This window comes from Chromobacterium sp., from assembly GCF_041912965.1.
Lineage (GTDB): Bacteria > Pseudomonadota > Gammaproteobacteria > Burkholderiales > Chromobacteriaceae > Chromobacterium > Chromobacterium aquaticum.
In genome coordinates, this window is record NZ_JAYSGF010000064.1 from 1 (window position 1) to 15,434 (window position 15,434).

Consider the following 15,434-nt stretch of genomic DNA (forward strand, 5'->3'; position numbering starts at 1 on the left):
GCGAGAAGCAGAGACAGGAGAAGACAGAATGGCCATCAATGTGAGTAGAGAACACCAAAACAGGACTGTCTATCGGGCCCATATTGACGAGCGTGATCTCCATGCCTTGGCGCTCAAAGCTGTCGCCGAGGCCGCAGGCCTTGACCTGGCGGCCTCCGATTTTGCGACGCGCGTCTACTCCACGACTCACTCTGATGGCAGCTTGGGCTCCAGCAAGCCGCGTATCGTGGTTGAGATCACCATGATGCACCGCGCGCCTGAAGTGTAGATCGTGCAGCAGTGGCCGCTGGCGGGCCAGTAGCGAGGTCTTCTAAGGGCGTGTGGGCCGGGGGGTGGTCAAAACCCTGAGAGGCATGGACCCTAGACCGGCTGTATTCCCACGCGCAGATTATTTCCCCCTTCTACGGATTTTGTTAATGGCTTTAACACCACGCAAACGGGCGTTCGCGGATGCCGTGTTAGCCGGCAAATCCAATAAGGACGCGGCAATCGCTGCGGGATACAGCGAAAAAACGGCGTCGGCGGCTGGGTCGCGTCTTGTTAAAGACCCGGATGTCGTCGAATACCTCGCGAAACACCGCAAAGCAGTAGAAAACGGCTCGCCACCTCCGTCCGCCCCATCGTTCGACCTTGGTAAGGCTCTACAGCACAGCGACCCGCTGGTATTCCTGAAGGCCGCCATGAACGACCCCGAGTTGGAGCCGAAACTGCGCATCGATGCGGCCAAGGCGATGCTGCCATTCACGCACAAGAAGCTGGGCGAAGGTGGCAAGAAGGAAGAGAAGCAAGACGCCGCCCAGAAAGTAGGCGGCCGGTTCTCGGCGCCGCCACCTCCTCCACTGAAAATCGTAGGTAAATAATGGGCGCACCCGAATGGACAACCAGCTGCCCGGACTGGGCGGAAAGGCTGACCAATCGACAGTCAATTATTCCGCCGCCGATTTTTCCGGACACTGCAGCGCAGGCGCTGGAGATATTCAAGGCACTGAAAGTGGTGGACCTGCCGGGCCAACCGACTTTTGGAGAATGCTCCGACCAGTGGGTATTCGACTTCGTGTCCGCCATCTTTGGCGCATACGATGCCGAGACCGGAAAGCAGTTGATCCGCGAGTTCTTTTTGCTGATCAGCAAGAAGAACACGAAGTCGACCATCGCCGCCGGCATCATGCTGACGGCAGTCATTCTGTGCTGGCGAACGGATGAGGAGCACTTGATTCTGGCGCCAACCAAGGAGGTTGCCGACAACTCGTTCAAGCCAGCGGCGGGCATGGTTCGGGCTGATGAAGAACTGTCCGCCCTCTTCCACGTTCAAGACCACCTGCGCACCATCACCCACCGGGTGACGCGCGCATCCATGAAGGTGGTGGCTGCGGACACCGACACCGTATCCGGTAAGAAGTCAGGCCGCATCTTGATCGATGAGCACTGGTTGTTCGGTAAGCGCGCCAACGCGGAGGCGATGTTTATTGAAGCACTCGGCGGACAGATATCGCGTGAAGAAGGCTGGGTCATCATCCTGACTACCCAGAGCGACGAGCCACCGGCCGGCGTGTTCCGCGACAAGTTGCAGTACTTTCGTGATGTGCGGGACGGAAAAATAACGGATCGCCGTTCGCTGGGCGTGCTGTACGAGTTCCCGGATCACATCCTGAAGGACAAGGGCTACCTGAAGCCCGAAAACTTCCACATCACCAACCCGAACCTGGGCCGATCTGTCAGCGGTGAATGGCTGGAGGATCAGCTCCGCAAAAACTCGCACAAGGTCGACGGCACCTTCCAGCAGATCCTGGCCAAGCACTTGAACGTGGAAATCGGCCTGGCCCTGAGGATGGACCGCTGGGCCGGCGTTGACTTCTGGCTGCCGCAGGCTCGCCCAGGGCTGACCCTGGAACAGCTCATCGAGCGCAGCGAGGTGATCACCGTTGGTGTTGATGGCGGCGGCCTAGACGATTTGCTCGGGTTCGCCGCGGTCGGCCGCGATGGCGACACCGGCAAATGGCTGGGTTGGATGCACGCCTGGGCGCACCCTTCTGTTCTGGAGCGGCGCAAGGAGATTGCCTCCGTCCTCCAAGATTTTGCGCGCGCCGGCAACTTGACGCTGGTTAATCGGATTGGGGAGGACGTGGAGCAACTGGCGGGCTATGTCGCGCAGATTGAGGAATACGACCTACTAGACAAAGCCGGCCTTGATCCCGCGGGCATCGGAGCGGTACTGGATGCGCTGGTCTCTGCCGAGGTGGATCAGGAAAAGATCATCGGCATCAGCCAGGGCTGGAAGCTGACCGGCGCCATCAAAACCACCGAGCGCAAGCTAGCGGAAGGCGTGCTTGAACATGACGGATCGCCAATGATGGCATGGTGCGTCGGCAACGCTCGGGCCGAGCCGCGCGGCAACGCCATGCTGATCACTAAGGCGGCCAGCGGAACGGCAAAGATCGATCCACTGATGGCCCTTTTCAACGCAGTCCAGCTGATGGCCCTGAATCCAGAGGCCCGCGGCGGACCTGGTATCTACACCCTATGAACACGACCAACATCACAGTAAATACCGGCGAGTATGGATCTCGGGTGCTGGCCGACTGGATCGCCTCGCGCGACGGCGCTGCGGAGCGGGCCGGCCTGACGAATCTCGGAGAAAACGAGGTCACCAGCAGCGGCACGAGCTTTGCTGAGCTGGCTAGCCTGTTGGGCGCAAACGCACGAAGTTCATCTGGTGAGCAAGTCACCCGAGATACCGCGCTGCGGGTGTCCGCCGTATATGGCTGCGTGTCGCTGATCGCCGGCGCCATCGCCACCCTGCCCGTAGGCATCTACCAACGAACCGACAATGGGCCGAGCAAGGCCGATCACCCTTACTGGTTCCTGTTCAACGAGCAGGCCAGCGAGAACTGGACTTCCGCCGCGGCGTGGGAATATGTGATCAGCGGAAAGTTGTTCTACGGGGACGGCTTCGCCAGGTGGATACGGCCGAGCCCGGTCAGTAATCGCGTGATCGGATGGGAGCCGCTGCACCCGCTTTCGGTTCAGCCGTTCAAGAAAGACGGACGGGTGCTATATCGCATCAATCCTCACGGCGAGCCATCCCAGGTGCTGGATAGCGCCGACATCTTGCATCTGCCCAGCCTGGGGTTTGACGGGCTGACCAGCCCCAGCCCGATTACCTACGCCGCGCGCGAGGCCATCGGCACGGCGCTGGCCGGCCAACGCTACACCGGTCGCTTTTTCTCGGACGGCGCCCAGTTCGACTATGCGCTGAAAACCGACAGCAAACTGAAGACGGACCAACTCAACGCGCTGCGCGCCAGCCTGCTGGCGCGGCTGCAAAACGGTGGCCGCGGCCCGCTGATTTTGGATGGCGGGCTGACACCGGCCCAGCTTTCGGTTAATAGCAAAGATGCCGAAATCTTAGCTACCCGGCTATTCACCGTTGAGGAAATCTGCCGAATTCTGGGTGTTCCGCCCCATTTGGTTGGCCATACGGACAAAACCACCAGTTGGGGTTCCGGCGTGGAAAACATGGGGATCGGCTTCGTCCGCTACACGCTGCAACGGCACCTGACACCGATTGCCCAGGAACTGAATCGCAAACTTTGGCCGGTCCGTGAAAAGCATTACGTCGAGCACATCACCGCCGCTCTTGAGCGGGGCGATCTGAAGTCTCGCTACGAGGCCTACCGCATTGCGCTGGGCCGCGCCGGCGAGATGCCCTTTATGGACCATAACGAGATTCGCCGGCTGGAAAACCTGCCGGCAAACGATAACCTGCAACGGAATGGAGGCTCCAATGCGCAACCGACTGCTCCAGCTGCTGGCGCAGAACCGCCGGCCGTTTGAGCCGGTGAAGAGCAAGATTGTCGCGCAGGACAATGGTGAAACCGCCATTTACCTGTATGACCCGATTGTCGGCGACCGCGTCACCGCCGAATGGTGGGGCGGCATCTGCCCGCAGGACTTCGTGCCGGCGCTGCGCCAGTTGAAGGCCGAAAACATCCGGCTCTATACCAACTGCCCCGGTGGCGACGTATTTGCATCCGAGGCCATTTGCCAGGCGCTGCGTGAACACCCGGCCCACATCACCATGCAGATCGAAGGCTACGCCGCCAGCGCGGCGACCTCAATCGCCTGCGCTTGCGATGAGGTGGTGGCCACCTCCGGCTCGAAGTACATGATCCACAAAACGTGGACGCTGGCGATTGGCAACGACGACGAGCTATCCAAGGTGGTGGAACTGCTGCGCAATTGCGACGAATCGATGTATGAGCGCTACATGGGCCGCTCCGGTCAGCCGCGCGATCAGATCGTGGAATGGTGTAAAGCCGAAACCTGGTTCAACGCCGAGCAGGCGCTGGAGCATGGTTTCATCGACAGCATTCTGGAAGCCCCCTCCCCGAGTGCTGCGGCTAATCGCCAATGGAATCTGAGCGCCTATCTCAATGCGCCCCAGGCCGATCCATCTGATCGCCAGCCCGACAACGACCCCGACGATGGCCAAGACAAAGAGCCGGCCGTCTCCGTTTTCGCCAGTGAAGACCACAGAGCCAGACAAGCCCAGCGCTTGCAGCTCGTAGCCAGACTCTGACGCGCGCCGCGCGCCCAGACCAGACCCGCCCGATGGCGGGTCTTCTTGTTTCCACACCCAGAAAGGAAGTCACATGAGCAAGATCGCTCAACTGCGCGCGCGCCGCGATGCCAAGGCACGCGAAGCCACCGAACTGAACAACAAGTATCCGGCCGACCAGCGCATGCCCGCGGCCGATGCCGAAAAGCTGGACGCGGTCCTGAATGAGATCGAGGCCATCGATGCCGAGATCGCGCGGGAAAACCGCCTGAACCAGATCGCCGGCGATGAACAGGCCGAGCACGAACACGCACTGGACCAAGCTACGCGCCACGGTGGTCAGTCTGATGAATCCGCAGCACTGCGCGCCATGCTGACTGGCGGCCTCTCCGCGCTCACGCCGGCACAGCTACAAGCATCTGCTGCTCGTCAGACTCCGGAGATGCGTCAAGCCATGTCCACCACGACCAGCACCGAGGGTGGCTTTACCGTGGCAACCGAATTCTCGCGCACGCTGTTGGAGGCTATGAGGTCGATGGGCGGCGTTCGCGCTGTCGCCAGCAACATTCGCACCGGAACCGGCGCGCAGATGCTGTTCCCGACTGCCGATGCGACGCAGGAAGAAGGCGAGATCATTAACGAAAACACGGAAGTGTCTACGCAGGACACGACCTTTGGCCAGGCGAACATGAGTGTGTACATGTACTCGTCCAAGTCGATTGCCCTGCCGCTCCAGCTGCTTCAGGACTCGATGATCGATATCGAGGCATACATCCAGAACCTGTTGAAGTTGCGCCTGTGGCGCATCCAGAACCGACACCAAACTCTTGGCACTGGCACTAGCCAGCCCAAGGGCTTGGTGACTGCCGCAACGCTGGGTAAGGCCGGCGCGACCGGACAGGTTGCCAGTGTGACTTACGATGACCTTGTCGATCTGGAGCATAGTGTCGATCCCATCTATCGCGCGGCCTGCGGCCTGATGATGCACGACGACACGCTGAAAGCGGTCCGGAAGATCAAGGACAGCAACGGCCGTCCGATCTTCGTGCCCGGTTACGAACAAGGCAACCCCGGCGGCGCGCCGGATCGCCTGTTGAATCGCCCGATCAACATCAACCAGAACATGGACCCTATGGGCGCCGGCAAAAAGTCGATCCTGTTCGGCGACTTCAGCAAATACCTGATCCGCGACGTGATGGACCTCACCCTGTACCGCATGACCGACTCCCGCTATACGCTGAAGGCCCAGGTTGGCTTTGTCGCCTTCATGCGCTCCGGAGGTAACTTGCTGGATGTCGGCGGCGCGGTGAAGTGTTACCAGAACGCCGCGTCCTAATCCTCAACCTGAGCCCGGCCACGGCCGGGCTGCACTGGATATTGAACCATGCCACCGAAGCCCCAAAATACCCAGCCGCCGGCGCCGCCGGAGGATGCCGTCATCCAACCTGAGCCGGAGCAAGTTGCTCACCAATCCGAGCCCGCCAGCGAGCCGGAGGCAACTGCCGAATCCCCACCGGCGCCGGATGCTGTGATCACCGCTCGCGTTCTGTCCGCTGTCACCATCAGCGACACGCGTTACCAGCCCAACACCGTTCTGACGCTGCCGGCCGTGCTGGCGCAACAGCATGCGGATGCGCTGGACGACCACCCCGACGCTATTGCCATGGCGTTGGCCGATGGCGGAAAGGAGATCCTGCACGATGACTGGCCCGACGAATGAAATCCAGGGCGAGCTGGTCAGCATTGCTGAAGTCAAACTGGCCGCCCGGATTGACGCCGACATCGACGCTTACGACGCGCTGATTCCGACTTTGATCGCCTCAGCGTGTGAAGTGGCTGAGCATCAAACCGAGCGTAAACTTGCCGACCTGAAGCCGCTTCCGCAGTCCGTTCGGTTGTGGATTATTGCTCAGTGCGTCCACTGGATTCAGAACCCTGAGGCGGCGACAATTCGGCAGCTCTGCCCTTCGCCTTTCCTCGCTGGTCTGCTTGATCCGATCAAAACGTGGGGATCGTGACATGACGTTGGACAAACGCATCATCCTGCAGCAGTTGGTACACGGCCGCGACCGCGCCGGCCAGCCGACCAACACCTGGCAGGATCTGCCGCCCATCTGGGCAAATGTCCGCTTCATGAACGGCCGCGAGTACATCAGCGCCGATCGTCAGCAGCAGGAAACTGTGGCCAGCATACGTATCCGGCGCCGGACGGTCACCGCCAGCATGCGGGTGCGCTACGCCGGTGTGATCTACGAAATCTCGGCGGTGCTGCCGGATCAGCGCGGCGAATACCTGGACCTCGCAGTTAAGGCAATAAAGTGAGGCGGCAATGGGAAGACGGAGAGGAAGCGGCAGCGGTCGCGGCCACAACACATCGGCGCAGCTTTTCGACAGCGGCAGCTTCGGCATTGGCTTCGATCACTCGGACATCACCGCCGGCTTGAGTGAGCTGGTGGCCAAGCTGAGTGATGCCATGCTGTCTGGCGCGGCCGCCGGCGCGCGCGTGCTGTATGACGAAATCCATGCAAACGTGCCCGAGCAATCCGGCAGGCTGAAGCAGTCCATCTACCGGACCTATGTCAAACAGCGTTCAGACGAGAAGCGGCAGATCTATGCCATCGGCGTCAACAAACGCACTGCCAAGCATTGGTACCAGATCGAATATGGGCACTGGCGCGTCAACCGGTTTATCCAGTTGAAAAACGGAGAATGGGTGCCGACCAAAGAGCGGCTGGCGCAGCCGGTTTGGGTGCCGGCCAAACCTTATCTGCGCCCGGCCTACGACGCCAAGATCGGTGCCGCGCTGGATGCCGCCCGTGATCGCATGCGCCAGAAACTGCAGGAGGGATAGCCGTGCAGCTGGAAGAACAGTTGTTCAACACCCTGGGGCCGCTGGTTGCCGGCAACGTGTTCCCAGATACCGCGCCGCCAGGCACTCCGCCGCCCTACATCCTCTACCAGCAAGTCGGAGGCCGCCCGGTGCAGTTCCTGGAAGGTATCGGCAGCAGTGTCATGCCTCGTATGCAAATCACCATTTGGTCTGAGTCACGCCTGCAAGCCGCTGAGCTCCAGCGCGCCGCTCAGCGCCTACTTGTGGCAGGACCGTTGTTCGGGCTGATTGCCGGCGGCGCGGTGGCGCTGTACGACCCGGCTGTCGGATACCGCGGCAGCCGTCAGGACTTCCACTTTTCAGGAGACCCGTAATGCAGCCGACGCTGGCAGCCGGCACCGAGCTGGCCATCTCGCTGGCGCTGCCGGTCACGACGGACGCCACCGGCTTTGCCGCGCTAGGGTTTACCCGAGTTCGCGGCGTGCGCACGGTTGGCGACATGGCAGAGCAGTGGCAGACCAGCGTCACCAACCTGGCAAACCGCAGTTACCCGCATGTCGCCAAGACCTGGCCCAGCGCCATCCAGCAGGACATTGATCTGCTGCAGGTGGACGACGCCGGCCAGGCGCTGCTGATGCAGGCCTTTGGCCAACGCGGCCCCGCCGCTTTCCGCTTGGCACAACCCGCCGGCGGATTCTGGTTCACTGCGCTGGTCACCTCGCGCGCCATCGGCGGCAGGTCGCCGGATGCGCTGCTTGCCCGGCGCTTCACCCTGGTGCTGACAGCGCCACCGATTGAAATCGCTTAACCCACTGGCCCGCCCTGAGCGGGCCTTACTTTTTACGAAGAGAGGACCGACATGGCTGTCACCCTGCCCAGCGGGAGCACCCTGCAGATCGCCAGCGCTTACGGCGCGGCCAAGACCATCACCGCCATCACCAACGCCAACCCGGGCGAGGCCAGCGCCGTCGGCCATGGCTTTGCTGCCGCCGACATCATCGAGCTGACCAGCGGCTGGCAACGGCTGAATGGCCGCATCGTCCGCGTTGGTCCGGCGCCGGCCGCCGACAAGTTCAAGCTGGACACCATGGATACCTCCGACACGAAAACCTATCCGGCGGGACTGGGCGTTGGCAGTGCCCGCGCTGTCTCCGGCTGGGTGCCCATGCCGCAGGTTCTGGAATTCAACACCAATGGCGGCGAAACCACCTACGCCAACTACAAGTTCCTGGAATCGGACGAAGAGCAGCAGATTCCCAGCGGCCGCTCGGCCATGTCTATCGCCATCAAGCTGGCAGATGACCCGACCCTACCCTGCTACGCCGTGCTGCGCGCGGCGTCCGACAGCCGCAAGCCCACGGCAATGCTGCTGACCCTGCCCAACGGCGGCGTGTTGCTCTACAACGGCTATGTGTCGTTCAACGACACCCCTGAGCTGTCCCAAGGCAACATCATGTCGGTGAAAGTCAGCTTCTCGCTGATCGGCCGCCCGACCCGCTACTGATCTGGAGGCCACCATGGCAAAACTGACCCTGGCCGCCGCGCCGACCTTTCCCGCCACCGTCGCCATCCCCGTGCCGGGCGGTGGCACTGACGACGTGGTGCTCACCTTCAAGCACTGCACCAAGTCCGAGCTGCGCAAGCGCATCGAGAAGCTGGACCAAACCAGCGATATCGACCTGATCGAATCCTGCACCGCAGGCTGGGATCTGGACGACGAGTTCAACCGGGCCAACCTGGTGCAGCTGCTGGAAAACCATCATGGCGCCTGGTCGGCAATTTGGGGCGCTTACCTGCAAGAGCTCGTTGGAGTTCGGCAGGGAAACTGAAGGCCGCCGCGCGCGCGCTCTACGAGCCGGCGCCCGATGCGGCCAAATTGGCATCATTCGGGCTCCGGCCAGAGGATATGAACGAACAGGACGTGGAGGTATGGCCGGATAATTGGCAGGCTGTCATCCTGTTTGCTCGAATGCGCACGCAATGGCGGGTCGGTTTTGGGGGGGCTGTTGGACTGGATTACAACGTGTTGTACCGGATGATCGGTCGTCTCAAGCTCGATGACATCGAGGCTGAGGAACTGGAAGAGGATGTCCAGGTGATGGAGCTTGAAGCGCTGCGGGTGATGGCGGAGGCAGCATCGCAATAGAAATGCTAACCTTACGTCATTTGAAAAGCAGAAGGAGCCGCCGTGGAAGTCGCTGTTTTCATGTTCTGGGTATGCCTTGCGGTTGCAATCGGCTTTTGGGCGGATGCCAGGGGGCGTAATGGCGGGCTTTTCTTTTTCCTGGCGGTGATCCTCTCCCCGTTGCTCTCTGGACTGATCTTGCTGATCACTCCGAACTTGAAAAAAGAAGCCATACGCCAAGAGCAAGAACGGGCTGACCGGGAAATTCAGCTCGAGCAGATCAAAGCGATAGCAAAACCTGCGGAGCCTCACAGCATTGCAAGCGAGCTTGAGAAGCTGGCGGAACTTCGTGACCGAGGTGTACTGACCGACGATGAGTTCCAGCAGCAGAAAGAGAAGTTGCTTTCTGCGAAGGTCTGAAGTGAAGAAAGCCGCCCATGGGCGGCTTCTTTACTTTGGCTTCTTCTTGTTCTGTAGTGCTTGGAACCGTTCCATCTCATCTTCGCTGAAGACTCGCTCGACAATACGATCAGCAATCTCCCGAATCAAAAGTTCGCCGTTGGCCTCATCGATCAGCGCAGGGATAGTAGCTACAACGGCTCCTTCTGACGCAGCCGTCTCTCGTAAAAAAGACATCTCAAGCCGGTGAACAATCTCTGCATTGAGAGACCGGCCATTCTCAAAAGCGGACTCCTGAAGGTTTCCCTTCAGGACTTCCGGCATCCTGATGTTCACTTGTGGGTCTGTGCGTGCCATAAGCCAAATATTAATGCAGCACGGTGCTTGACCGCAATGAAGCACGGTACTACTATAGCACTGTGCTTTACTAAAAAGGACCGCCGTAGATGAAAGCCATCGTTCCACCGCCAACGAGCATGAGGTTGCCAGAAGACCTTAAGGTCTGGCTGCAGCATAAGGCCGTTGATAACCGCAGGAGCTTGACTAGCGAAGTAATCGCGCGTCTTGAAGCCAGCAAAAAGCAGGAGGAGAAAATTGAAGAATCATCCTGACGGTCACTTGGAGGCAGGTGGTCCGCTCTGGCAAGATTGCAGTACAAACGAAAATGCCCCGGCGGCAACCGGGGCATCTAGAGAATTTCTGAATCGGGTAATTCAAGGAGAATTCGCTATGGAAACTAGCGCAAAAACCCAACAAAGTCAAGTGAAGACCATGGCAGCCCGTAGCATGGACGCCGCCGACATCACCATGATTCACGCGGATAGCCTCGCCGGAATCCTTGCCGCTATTGCCAGGCTGTCGCAAGACGACACGATCACTAAGCTGGCATCGCTTGGAAGAGCTGTAGCGGGCGACTTGCACAACGAGGCCGACCTCTTCCGCGAGGAAGCCGAATCCATCGCGCTGGGGGTGTGACATGAACCTGGTTACCACTATCAATGGCGCCGCCGTCACCACCTCCCTAACGATTGCTGAGGGGACACAAAACGACCACGCGAGCGTGATCAAGTTGGTTCGCACTTATCTTGATGATTTGAAAGAGTTTGGCTTGGTCGGATTTGAAATCCGACCAAGATTGCAAGGCCAGCATGGCGGTAGCGATGTGGAGTATGCGGTACTCAACGAACAGCAATCCACCTTGCTGCTGACCTACATGCGCAACAGCGACATCGTGCGGCAGTTCAAGAAAGCGTTGGTCAAAGCTTTCTGGGAGTTGGCGCAGAAAGCGCAGCAGCCCGACCCTATCCAGGTGCTGAATGACCCGGCAGCGATGCGCGGTCTGCTGCTGACCTACAGTGAGAAGGTTTTGTCACTGGAGAACAAGGTGGAATCCATGGCACCCAAGGTCCAGGCCCTGGAGCGCATCGCGGAAGCCGACGGCGCATCATGCATCACCAATGCCGCCAAGGCCTTGCAACTGCGGCCGAAGGACTTGTTCACCTACCTCAATCAGCACCGCTGGATTTACAAGCGCCCCGGTAGCGCATCATGGACCGCCTACCAAGACAAAATCCAGGCCGGCGTGCTGGAGCACAAAGTCACCACCGTCAGCCGCGGCGATGGTAGTGAAAAAGTGGTTGAGCAGGTGCTGGTGACGCCCAAGGGGCTGGCCAAACTTGCTGAGAATGTTCGAACGATGCACTAAATCGCCTGTTATCTACTCAACCCGCCCTACGGCGGGTTTTTTATTGCCTGGAGTTTAAATGTCAAACGAACAAATCGGCCGCGGCATTATCGAATTGGAGGTCCGCGAAGAAGGCGTCACCGCCGCCATCGCCAAGGTTGACGCTGCCGTTGCTGGGCTCGGGCAAACCGCTGCCAAGGCCGGCACAGAAGCCGGCGCCGGCATCGACAAGATCGGCCAGGGCGCAGAAAAGGCGGCGGGGAAGACCGAGCAATCCGGCCAGCGCGTTAAGAAAACCCTGGCCAGCCTGCGTGAAGGCGCGGCGCCGGCGGAGGCCGTTAGTGGGTCGCTTGAGAAAATCGGCGACGCCGGCAACGAGGCCGCGCGCAAGCTGGATGCTGCAACCCGCAACATGATCAGCTCGATCCAGCGCACCACCGTCACAATGCGCGTTGGCGACCGCAACAGCGCCGAGTATTTCCGCGTGCTCGCTGGCCAGCGCGGCGTTGATGTGGGAGCGCTGGAGCCCTACCTGAAACAGTTGGAAGCAGTATCGGCACGCCAAGTCCGTGTTGGATTGACCGCGGGTGAAATGTCGAACGCAATGCGCATGCTGCCGGCGCAATTCACAGATATCGCCACTTCGCTCGCTGGCGGGCAAGATCCAATGCTCGTGCTGATCCAACAAGGCGGTCAGCTTAAAGACTCATTTGGTGGTGTCGGGCCCGCAGCCAAGGCAATGGCCACATACGTTCTTGGCCTTGTTACGCCGCTCACCGTCACTGCCGCCGCATTTGCTGCTATCGGCTATGAAATTTACAGGGTGAATGAGCAATTCAAAGCATTCAATGTGGCGATGGCAGCTACAAATTATTTTTCAGGGATGACCGAACAGCAGTTCGCAATGCTGGCTGAGAAAATATCGGCAACTGGCCTTGCATCTTCTGCAATGGCAAAAGAAATTGCCTCCGGTTTAACTTTGTCTGGAAAATATAGCGCCGAAACGATCGAGAAAATGAGTGTAGCGATCGTCCAATATGCCGAAGTCACTGGCAAGAAATCTCAGGAGGTTTCCGGAAAGCTTTCTTCGATGTTTGAAGACCCATTAAAAGCTGCCAAGGACTTGGATGAGCAGTTTCACATTATGTCCTACACAGAGCAGGAATATGTGAAGCAACTTGTCGAGGCAGGAAAACAGCAAGAGGCTGTTCAATTTACGCTGGATAAATTGACAGACAGGTTGAAGGGTCCAGCTGCCGAGGCGCTTACTTGGTATACAAGCTTGTGGAATAAGCTTGTCAGCGCAATGGATGCCGCGGAAATCAAGCGTCGCCGCGATGCGGCTATTGATGCAATTCAGCAGACGATGGGGCCTTCTTCAAACCTGACTCACTTAGAAGCCAGGGCAAAAGCTGAAGCCATCTACGAAAGCGATCAGCGAGCAATTAGCTCAGCAGCACGCAGAGAGGCGGAGCGACTGCAAGATGCAGCTCGTGGCAAAGAACAAGCGGCTTTTCTTGATAAAGAGCACGAGAAGTTCAAGTCCAAAGCCCAAGAAAGGTTGGATTTCGCCAAGAAAATACGCGAGGCGGAAACTGAAGCAGCGGCAGCAGCGAAAGGATTGACGCTGGCTCAGCTGAAAGCATACAACGACAAGACTATCGCTGCCTTCAATGAGCAACACAAAGACCCTGGCGGAAGGAAATCGTCTGCATTCGGCAAGGCCGAAGACCGTGAAGTGGCTGACCTGCGCGCTCGGATCGAGGCTGAAAACCAGATTGCCGGGGCGATGCGGCAAAACGGCGCAGCATACGAAAAAATGACAGAGGGCGCGAAGCTGGCGCTGAAGTTTCGCCAGCAGGAAGGCGTGGCGGTCACGGATGCGGCCAAAGCCAATCTGCGCTTGCGCGCCAGCCTGGCCGACGAGCTGGGTTATCGCCAGGAACTGACCAAGGCGCTGATGGAGCAGATCAGCGTCCAGAAAGCCCTGGACGAAGCGGACCAGCGCCGCGCTGGCGAGCAGGATCTGCAAAGCGAAGATGTGCGCAAGCAACTGGAATTCCTGACCATGAACATGGCCCAGCGCGAGAAGGCGCAAGCGGCCTGGGAAGCGGAGAAGGAAACCAAGCGCCAACTGCTGGACCTGCAAATCAAGCTCAACCAAGCGCGCGCCGATGAGGCGGCCGCGTCAACGCCTGGCGCCAAGGCGGTCCGATCCAAGATTGTTGATGACCTGGAAGGCGAGAAGCGCCTGTTGCAAATGGAGGGCGCCAAGAAGGTGGAGGCCGCGGTTCAGGCGGTCAATGACCGGCTCGCCATGGGCAGCAACTGGGTGGTCAGCTCGCGCCGCGCCCTGGAGGACTACGCCGACAACGCCATCAACATCGCTGATGAGGTAGGCGCGGCGTGGACACGTGGCATGGGCGGCATGGAGGATGCGCTGACCAAGTTCGTGATGACCGGCAAGTCCAGTTTCAAGGACTTGGCCAACAGCATCATCGAGGACATGATCCGCATCCAGATCCGGCAAAGCATTACCGGGCCGTTGGCTCAGGCGCTGCCAGGTCTTCTGTCCTTCACACGCAGCGGCCCTCCCGCTCCCATTGAGGCCGGAACCGTCATGGCCTCCGGCGGCGCGTGGCTGCGCGGCGTGCAGATGTTCGCCAACGGCGGCGCATTCACCAACAGCATCGTCAGCAAACCTACGGCGTTTTCCCACGCCGGTGGGCTGGGAGTGATGGGCGAAGCTGGGCCCGAGGCGATCATGCCACTGACCCGCGACGCTGCCGGCCGGCTGGGGGTGCGAACTGCTGGCAATGCCGGCGCGGCGCCGTCGGTAGATGTCCAAGTCAACGTGATCAACCAGAGCAGCCAGCCGCTGCAAGCCCAGCAACAGGGGCAGCCGCGCATCGATCAGTTCGGCAAGGTCATCATCGACATGATCGTCACCGACGTGCGGCGTGGCGGCCCGGTATCGTCCACCATGGAAGCCGCCTACGGCCTGCGCCGCGGCGGCAGATAAGGAGAGCTATGCCCATCACCGCCCTGCCCGACTACGTGATGATCGACATGGAGGGCTACAGCGAGAAGGCCGACTTCGGCGTGCAACGCTCGCCGATGGATGGCGGCATTCCGAAGCAGCGCGCGCGGTGGTCGCTGCCGATCGTGACTCGCAGCATGACGCTGCTGATCGACGGCGCGGCCAACCGCGAAGCCTTCGACAACTGGCACTGGGAGACGCTGCGCGGCGGCGTCGACTGGTTCACGCTGAGCCTGTTCGGTAAGACCGCCCGGGCGCGCTTTACTGAGCCGCTTTCATTTCGGCCTAGCGGGCCGGATGCATGGACGGCAACGGCAACTTTAGAGACAGTTGGATAACCCAAAACACCCAAGAGGAAAAACATTACGGTGCACTCGACAATTTGATGGTTCGATCATCATCTATAGGATTGACCACCATGAAAAATTGTCTTGTCCTGCTGTGCTTTTTCGTTCTGATTATTGACCACTCAAGTCCAGGCGCTCGTATCACTTCTGTCGTGCTGCTCATGTTGACCTGTTTGCACGCGTGGCTTCACAGGCCATAAAACGTAGCCCCGCACCTGCGGGGCTTTTTCATTTCTGGAGCCCACATGGCCCGTCCCTACTCCCAACACGCGCGCGAGCAACTCAACGCTACCAGCGCCGACGACATCATGCTTGTTCTGCTCGAGATTCGGCACCCGCTGCTGGCCGTGCCGGTGCGGGTGGTCAACGACATGCAGAACATCGTGGTTGCCGGCAATGAGTTTATCGCCTGCGCGTTCAACATCACGTTGCCGGACGACTCCGACAATCA

Annotated in this window: 23 protein-coding genes; 22 read left to right on the plus strand and 1 reads right to left on the minus strand. The window is 59.7% G+C overall.

Annotated features, from left to right (window positions below):
• The 16 genes from ACE3QM_RS21530 to ACE3QM_RS21605 form a co-directional block, all read left to right on the plus strand.
• A partial coding sequence (locus ACE3QM_RS21530) for a hypothetical protein (protein ID WP_374424745.1) occupies window positions 1-268 on the plus strand: 268 nt, incomplete at its 5' end.
• A 148-nt stretch (window positions 269-416) separates the two neighbouring features.
• Window positions 417-860, plus strand: coding sequence for a terminase small subunit (locus ACE3QM_RS21535; protein WP_374424747.1), 444 nt, complete (start codon window positions 417-419; stop codon window positions 858-860).
• Complete coding sequence (locus ACE3QM_RS21540) at window positions 860-2,524, plus strand: terminase large subunit (protein ID WP_374424749.1); 1,665 nt, start codon at window positions 860-862, stop codon at window positions 2,522-2,524. The genes ACE3QM_RS21535 and ACE3QM_RS21540 overlap by 1 nt, the downstream gene beginning before the upstream one ends.
• The gene (locus ACE3QM_RS21545) at window positions 2,521-3,834 is read left to right on the plus strand and encodes a phage portal protein (protein WP_374424751.1); all 1,314 of its coding nucleotides are present in this window, start codon (window positions 2,521-2,523) and stop codon (window positions 3,832-3,834) included. The genes ACE3QM_RS21540 and ACE3QM_RS21545 overlap by 4 nt, the downstream gene beginning before the upstream one ends.
• On the plus strand, window positions 3,785-4,579 hold the full coding sequence (locus tag ACE3QM_RS21550) for a head maturation protease, ClpP-related (RefSeq protein WP_374424753.1): 795 nt from the start codon (window positions 3,785-3,787) through the stop codon (window positions 4,577-4,579). Before ACE3QM_RS21545 ends, ACE3QM_RS21550 begins: the two co-directional genes overlap by 50 nt.
• 73 nt (window positions 4,580-4,652) lie before the next feature.
• A complete protein-coding gene (locus tag ACE3QM_RS21555; protein WP_374424755.1) occupies window positions 4,653-5,894 on the plus strand; it encodes a phage major capsid protein in 1,242 nt (413 codons plus the stop codon).
• 48 nt (window positions 5,895-5,942) lie between these two features.
• Window positions 5,943-6,278: a hypothetical protein gene (locus ACE3QM_RS21560; protein WP_374424757.1), complete on the plus strand. Its 336-nt coding sequence runs from the start codon at window positions 5,943-5,945 to the stop codon at window positions 6,276-6,278.
• Window positions 6,259-6,576, plus strand: coding sequence for a head-tail connector protein (locus tag ACE3QM_RS21565; protein WP_203389910.1), 318 nt, complete (start codon window positions 6,259-6,261; stop codon window positions 6,574-6,576). The genes ACE3QM_RS21560 and ACE3QM_RS21565 overlap by 20 nt, the downstream gene beginning before the upstream one ends.
• Before the next feature lies 1 nt (window position 6,577).
• On the plus strand, window positions 6,578-6,880 hold the full coding sequence (locus ACE3QM_RS21570) for a phage head closure protein (protein ID WP_374424760.1): 303 nt from the start codon (window positions 6,578-6,580) through the stop codon (window positions 6,878-6,880).
• A 7-nt stretch (window positions 6,881-6,887) separates the two neighbouring features.
• The gene (locus ACE3QM_RS21575) at window positions 6,888-7,409 is read left to right on the plus strand and encodes an HK97 gp10 family phage protein (RefSeq protein ID WP_374424762.1); all 522 of its coding nucleotides are present in this window, start codon (window positions 6,888-6,890) and stop codon (window positions 7,407-7,409) included.
• Between the two features lie 2 nt (window positions 7,410-7,411).
• Window positions 7,412-7,762: a DUF3168 domain-containing protein gene (locus ACE3QM_RS21580; RefSeq protein ID WP_374424764.1), complete on the plus strand. Its 351-nt coding sequence runs from the start codon at window positions 7,412-7,414 to the stop codon at window positions 7,760-7,762.
• The gene (locus tag ACE3QM_RS21585) at window positions 7,762-8,196 is read left to right on the plus strand and encodes a hypothetical protein (RefSeq protein ID WP_374424766.1); all 435 of its coding nucleotides are present in this window, start codon (window positions 7,762-7,764) and stop codon (window positions 8,194-8,196) included. Before ACE3QM_RS21580 ends, ACE3QM_RS21585 begins: the two co-directional genes overlap by 1 nt.
• 51 nt (window positions 8,197-8,247) lie before the next feature.
• Window positions 8,248-8,892, plus strand: a complete 645-nt coding sequence (locus tag ACE3QM_RS21590; RefSeq protein ID WP_374424768.1) for a phage tail protein — start codon at window positions 8,248-8,250, stop codon at window positions 8,890-8,892.
• 13 nt (window positions 8,893-8,905) lie between these two features.
• Window positions 8,906-9,217 carry a phage tail assembly chaperone gene (locus ACE3QM_RS21595; RefSeq protein ID WP_374424770.1) on the plus strand — a complete coding sequence of 104 codons (312 nt, stop codon included), beginning with the start codon at window positions 8,906-8,908 and terminating at the stop codon, window positions 9,215-9,217.
• Window positions 9,218-9,264: 47 nt separating this feature from the next.
• Complete coding sequence (locus ACE3QM_RS21600; RefSeq protein WP_374424788.1) at window positions 9,265-9,534, plus strand: DUF1799 domain-containing protein; 270 nt, start codon at window positions 9,265-9,267, stop codon at window positions 9,532-9,534.
• 42 nt (window positions 9,535-9,576) lie between these two features.
• The gene (locus ACE3QM_RS21605; protein ID WP_374424772.1) at window positions 9,577-9,933 is read left to right on the plus strand and encodes an SHOCT domain-containing protein; all 357 of its coding nucleotides are present in this window, start codon (window positions 9,577-9,579) and stop codon (window positions 9,931-9,933) included.
• A gap of 30 nt (window positions 9,934-9,963) precedes the next feature.
• Here ACE3QM_RS21605 and ACE3QM_RS21610 read toward each other — a convergent pair whose 3' ends face one another.
• Entirely contained in the window at window positions 9,964-10,269 is a 306-nt protein-coding gene (locus ACE3QM_RS21610; RefSeq protein ID WP_374424774.1) for an Arc family DNA-binding protein, read from the minus strand.
• 89 nt (window positions 10,270-10,358) lie between these two features.
• Here ACE3QM_RS21610 and ACE3QM_RS21615 point away from each other — a divergent pair, with 89 nt between their 5' ends.
• The 6 genes from ACE3QM_RS21615 to ACE3QM_RS21640 form a co-directional block, all read left to right on the plus strand.
• Complete coding sequence (locus ACE3QM_RS21615; protein WP_374424776.1) at window positions 10,359-10,523, plus strand: Arc family DNA-binding protein; 165 nt, start codon at window positions 10,359-10,361, stop codon at window positions 10,521-10,523.
• A gap of 118 nt (window positions 10,524-10,641) precedes the next feature.
• The gene (locus ACE3QM_RS21620; RefSeq protein ID WP_374424778.1) at window positions 10,642-10,887 is read left to right on the plus strand and encodes a hypothetical protein; all 246 of its coding nucleotides are present in this window, start codon (window positions 10,642-10,644) and stop codon (window positions 10,885-10,887) included.
• Window position 10,888: 1 nt separating this feature from the next.
• Window positions 10,889-11,617 carry a phage antirepressor KilAC domain-containing protein gene (locus ACE3QM_RS21625; RefSeq protein WP_374424780.1) on the plus strand — a complete coding sequence of 243 codons (729 nt, stop codon included), beginning with the start codon at window positions 10,889-10,891 and terminating at the stop codon, window positions 11,615-11,617.
• A 58-nt stretch (window positions 11,618-11,675) separates the two neighbouring features.
• Window positions 11,676-14,618, plus strand: a complete 2,943-nt coding sequence (locus ACE3QM_RS21630) for a phage tail tape measure protein (protein ID WP_374424782.1) — start codon at window positions 11,676-11,678, stop codon at window positions 14,616-14,618.
• Between the two features lie 8 nt (window positions 14,619-14,626).
• Entirely contained in the window at window positions 14,627-14,974 is a 348-nt protein-coding gene (locus ACE3QM_RS21635) for a hypothetical protein (RefSeq protein WP_374424784.1), read from the plus strand.
• Window positions 14,975-15,228: 254 nt separating this feature from the next.
• The coding region (locus tag ACE3QM_RS21640) for a DUF1833 family protein (protein WP_374424786.1) at window positions 15,229-15,434 on the plus strand (206 nt) is incomplete at its 3' end.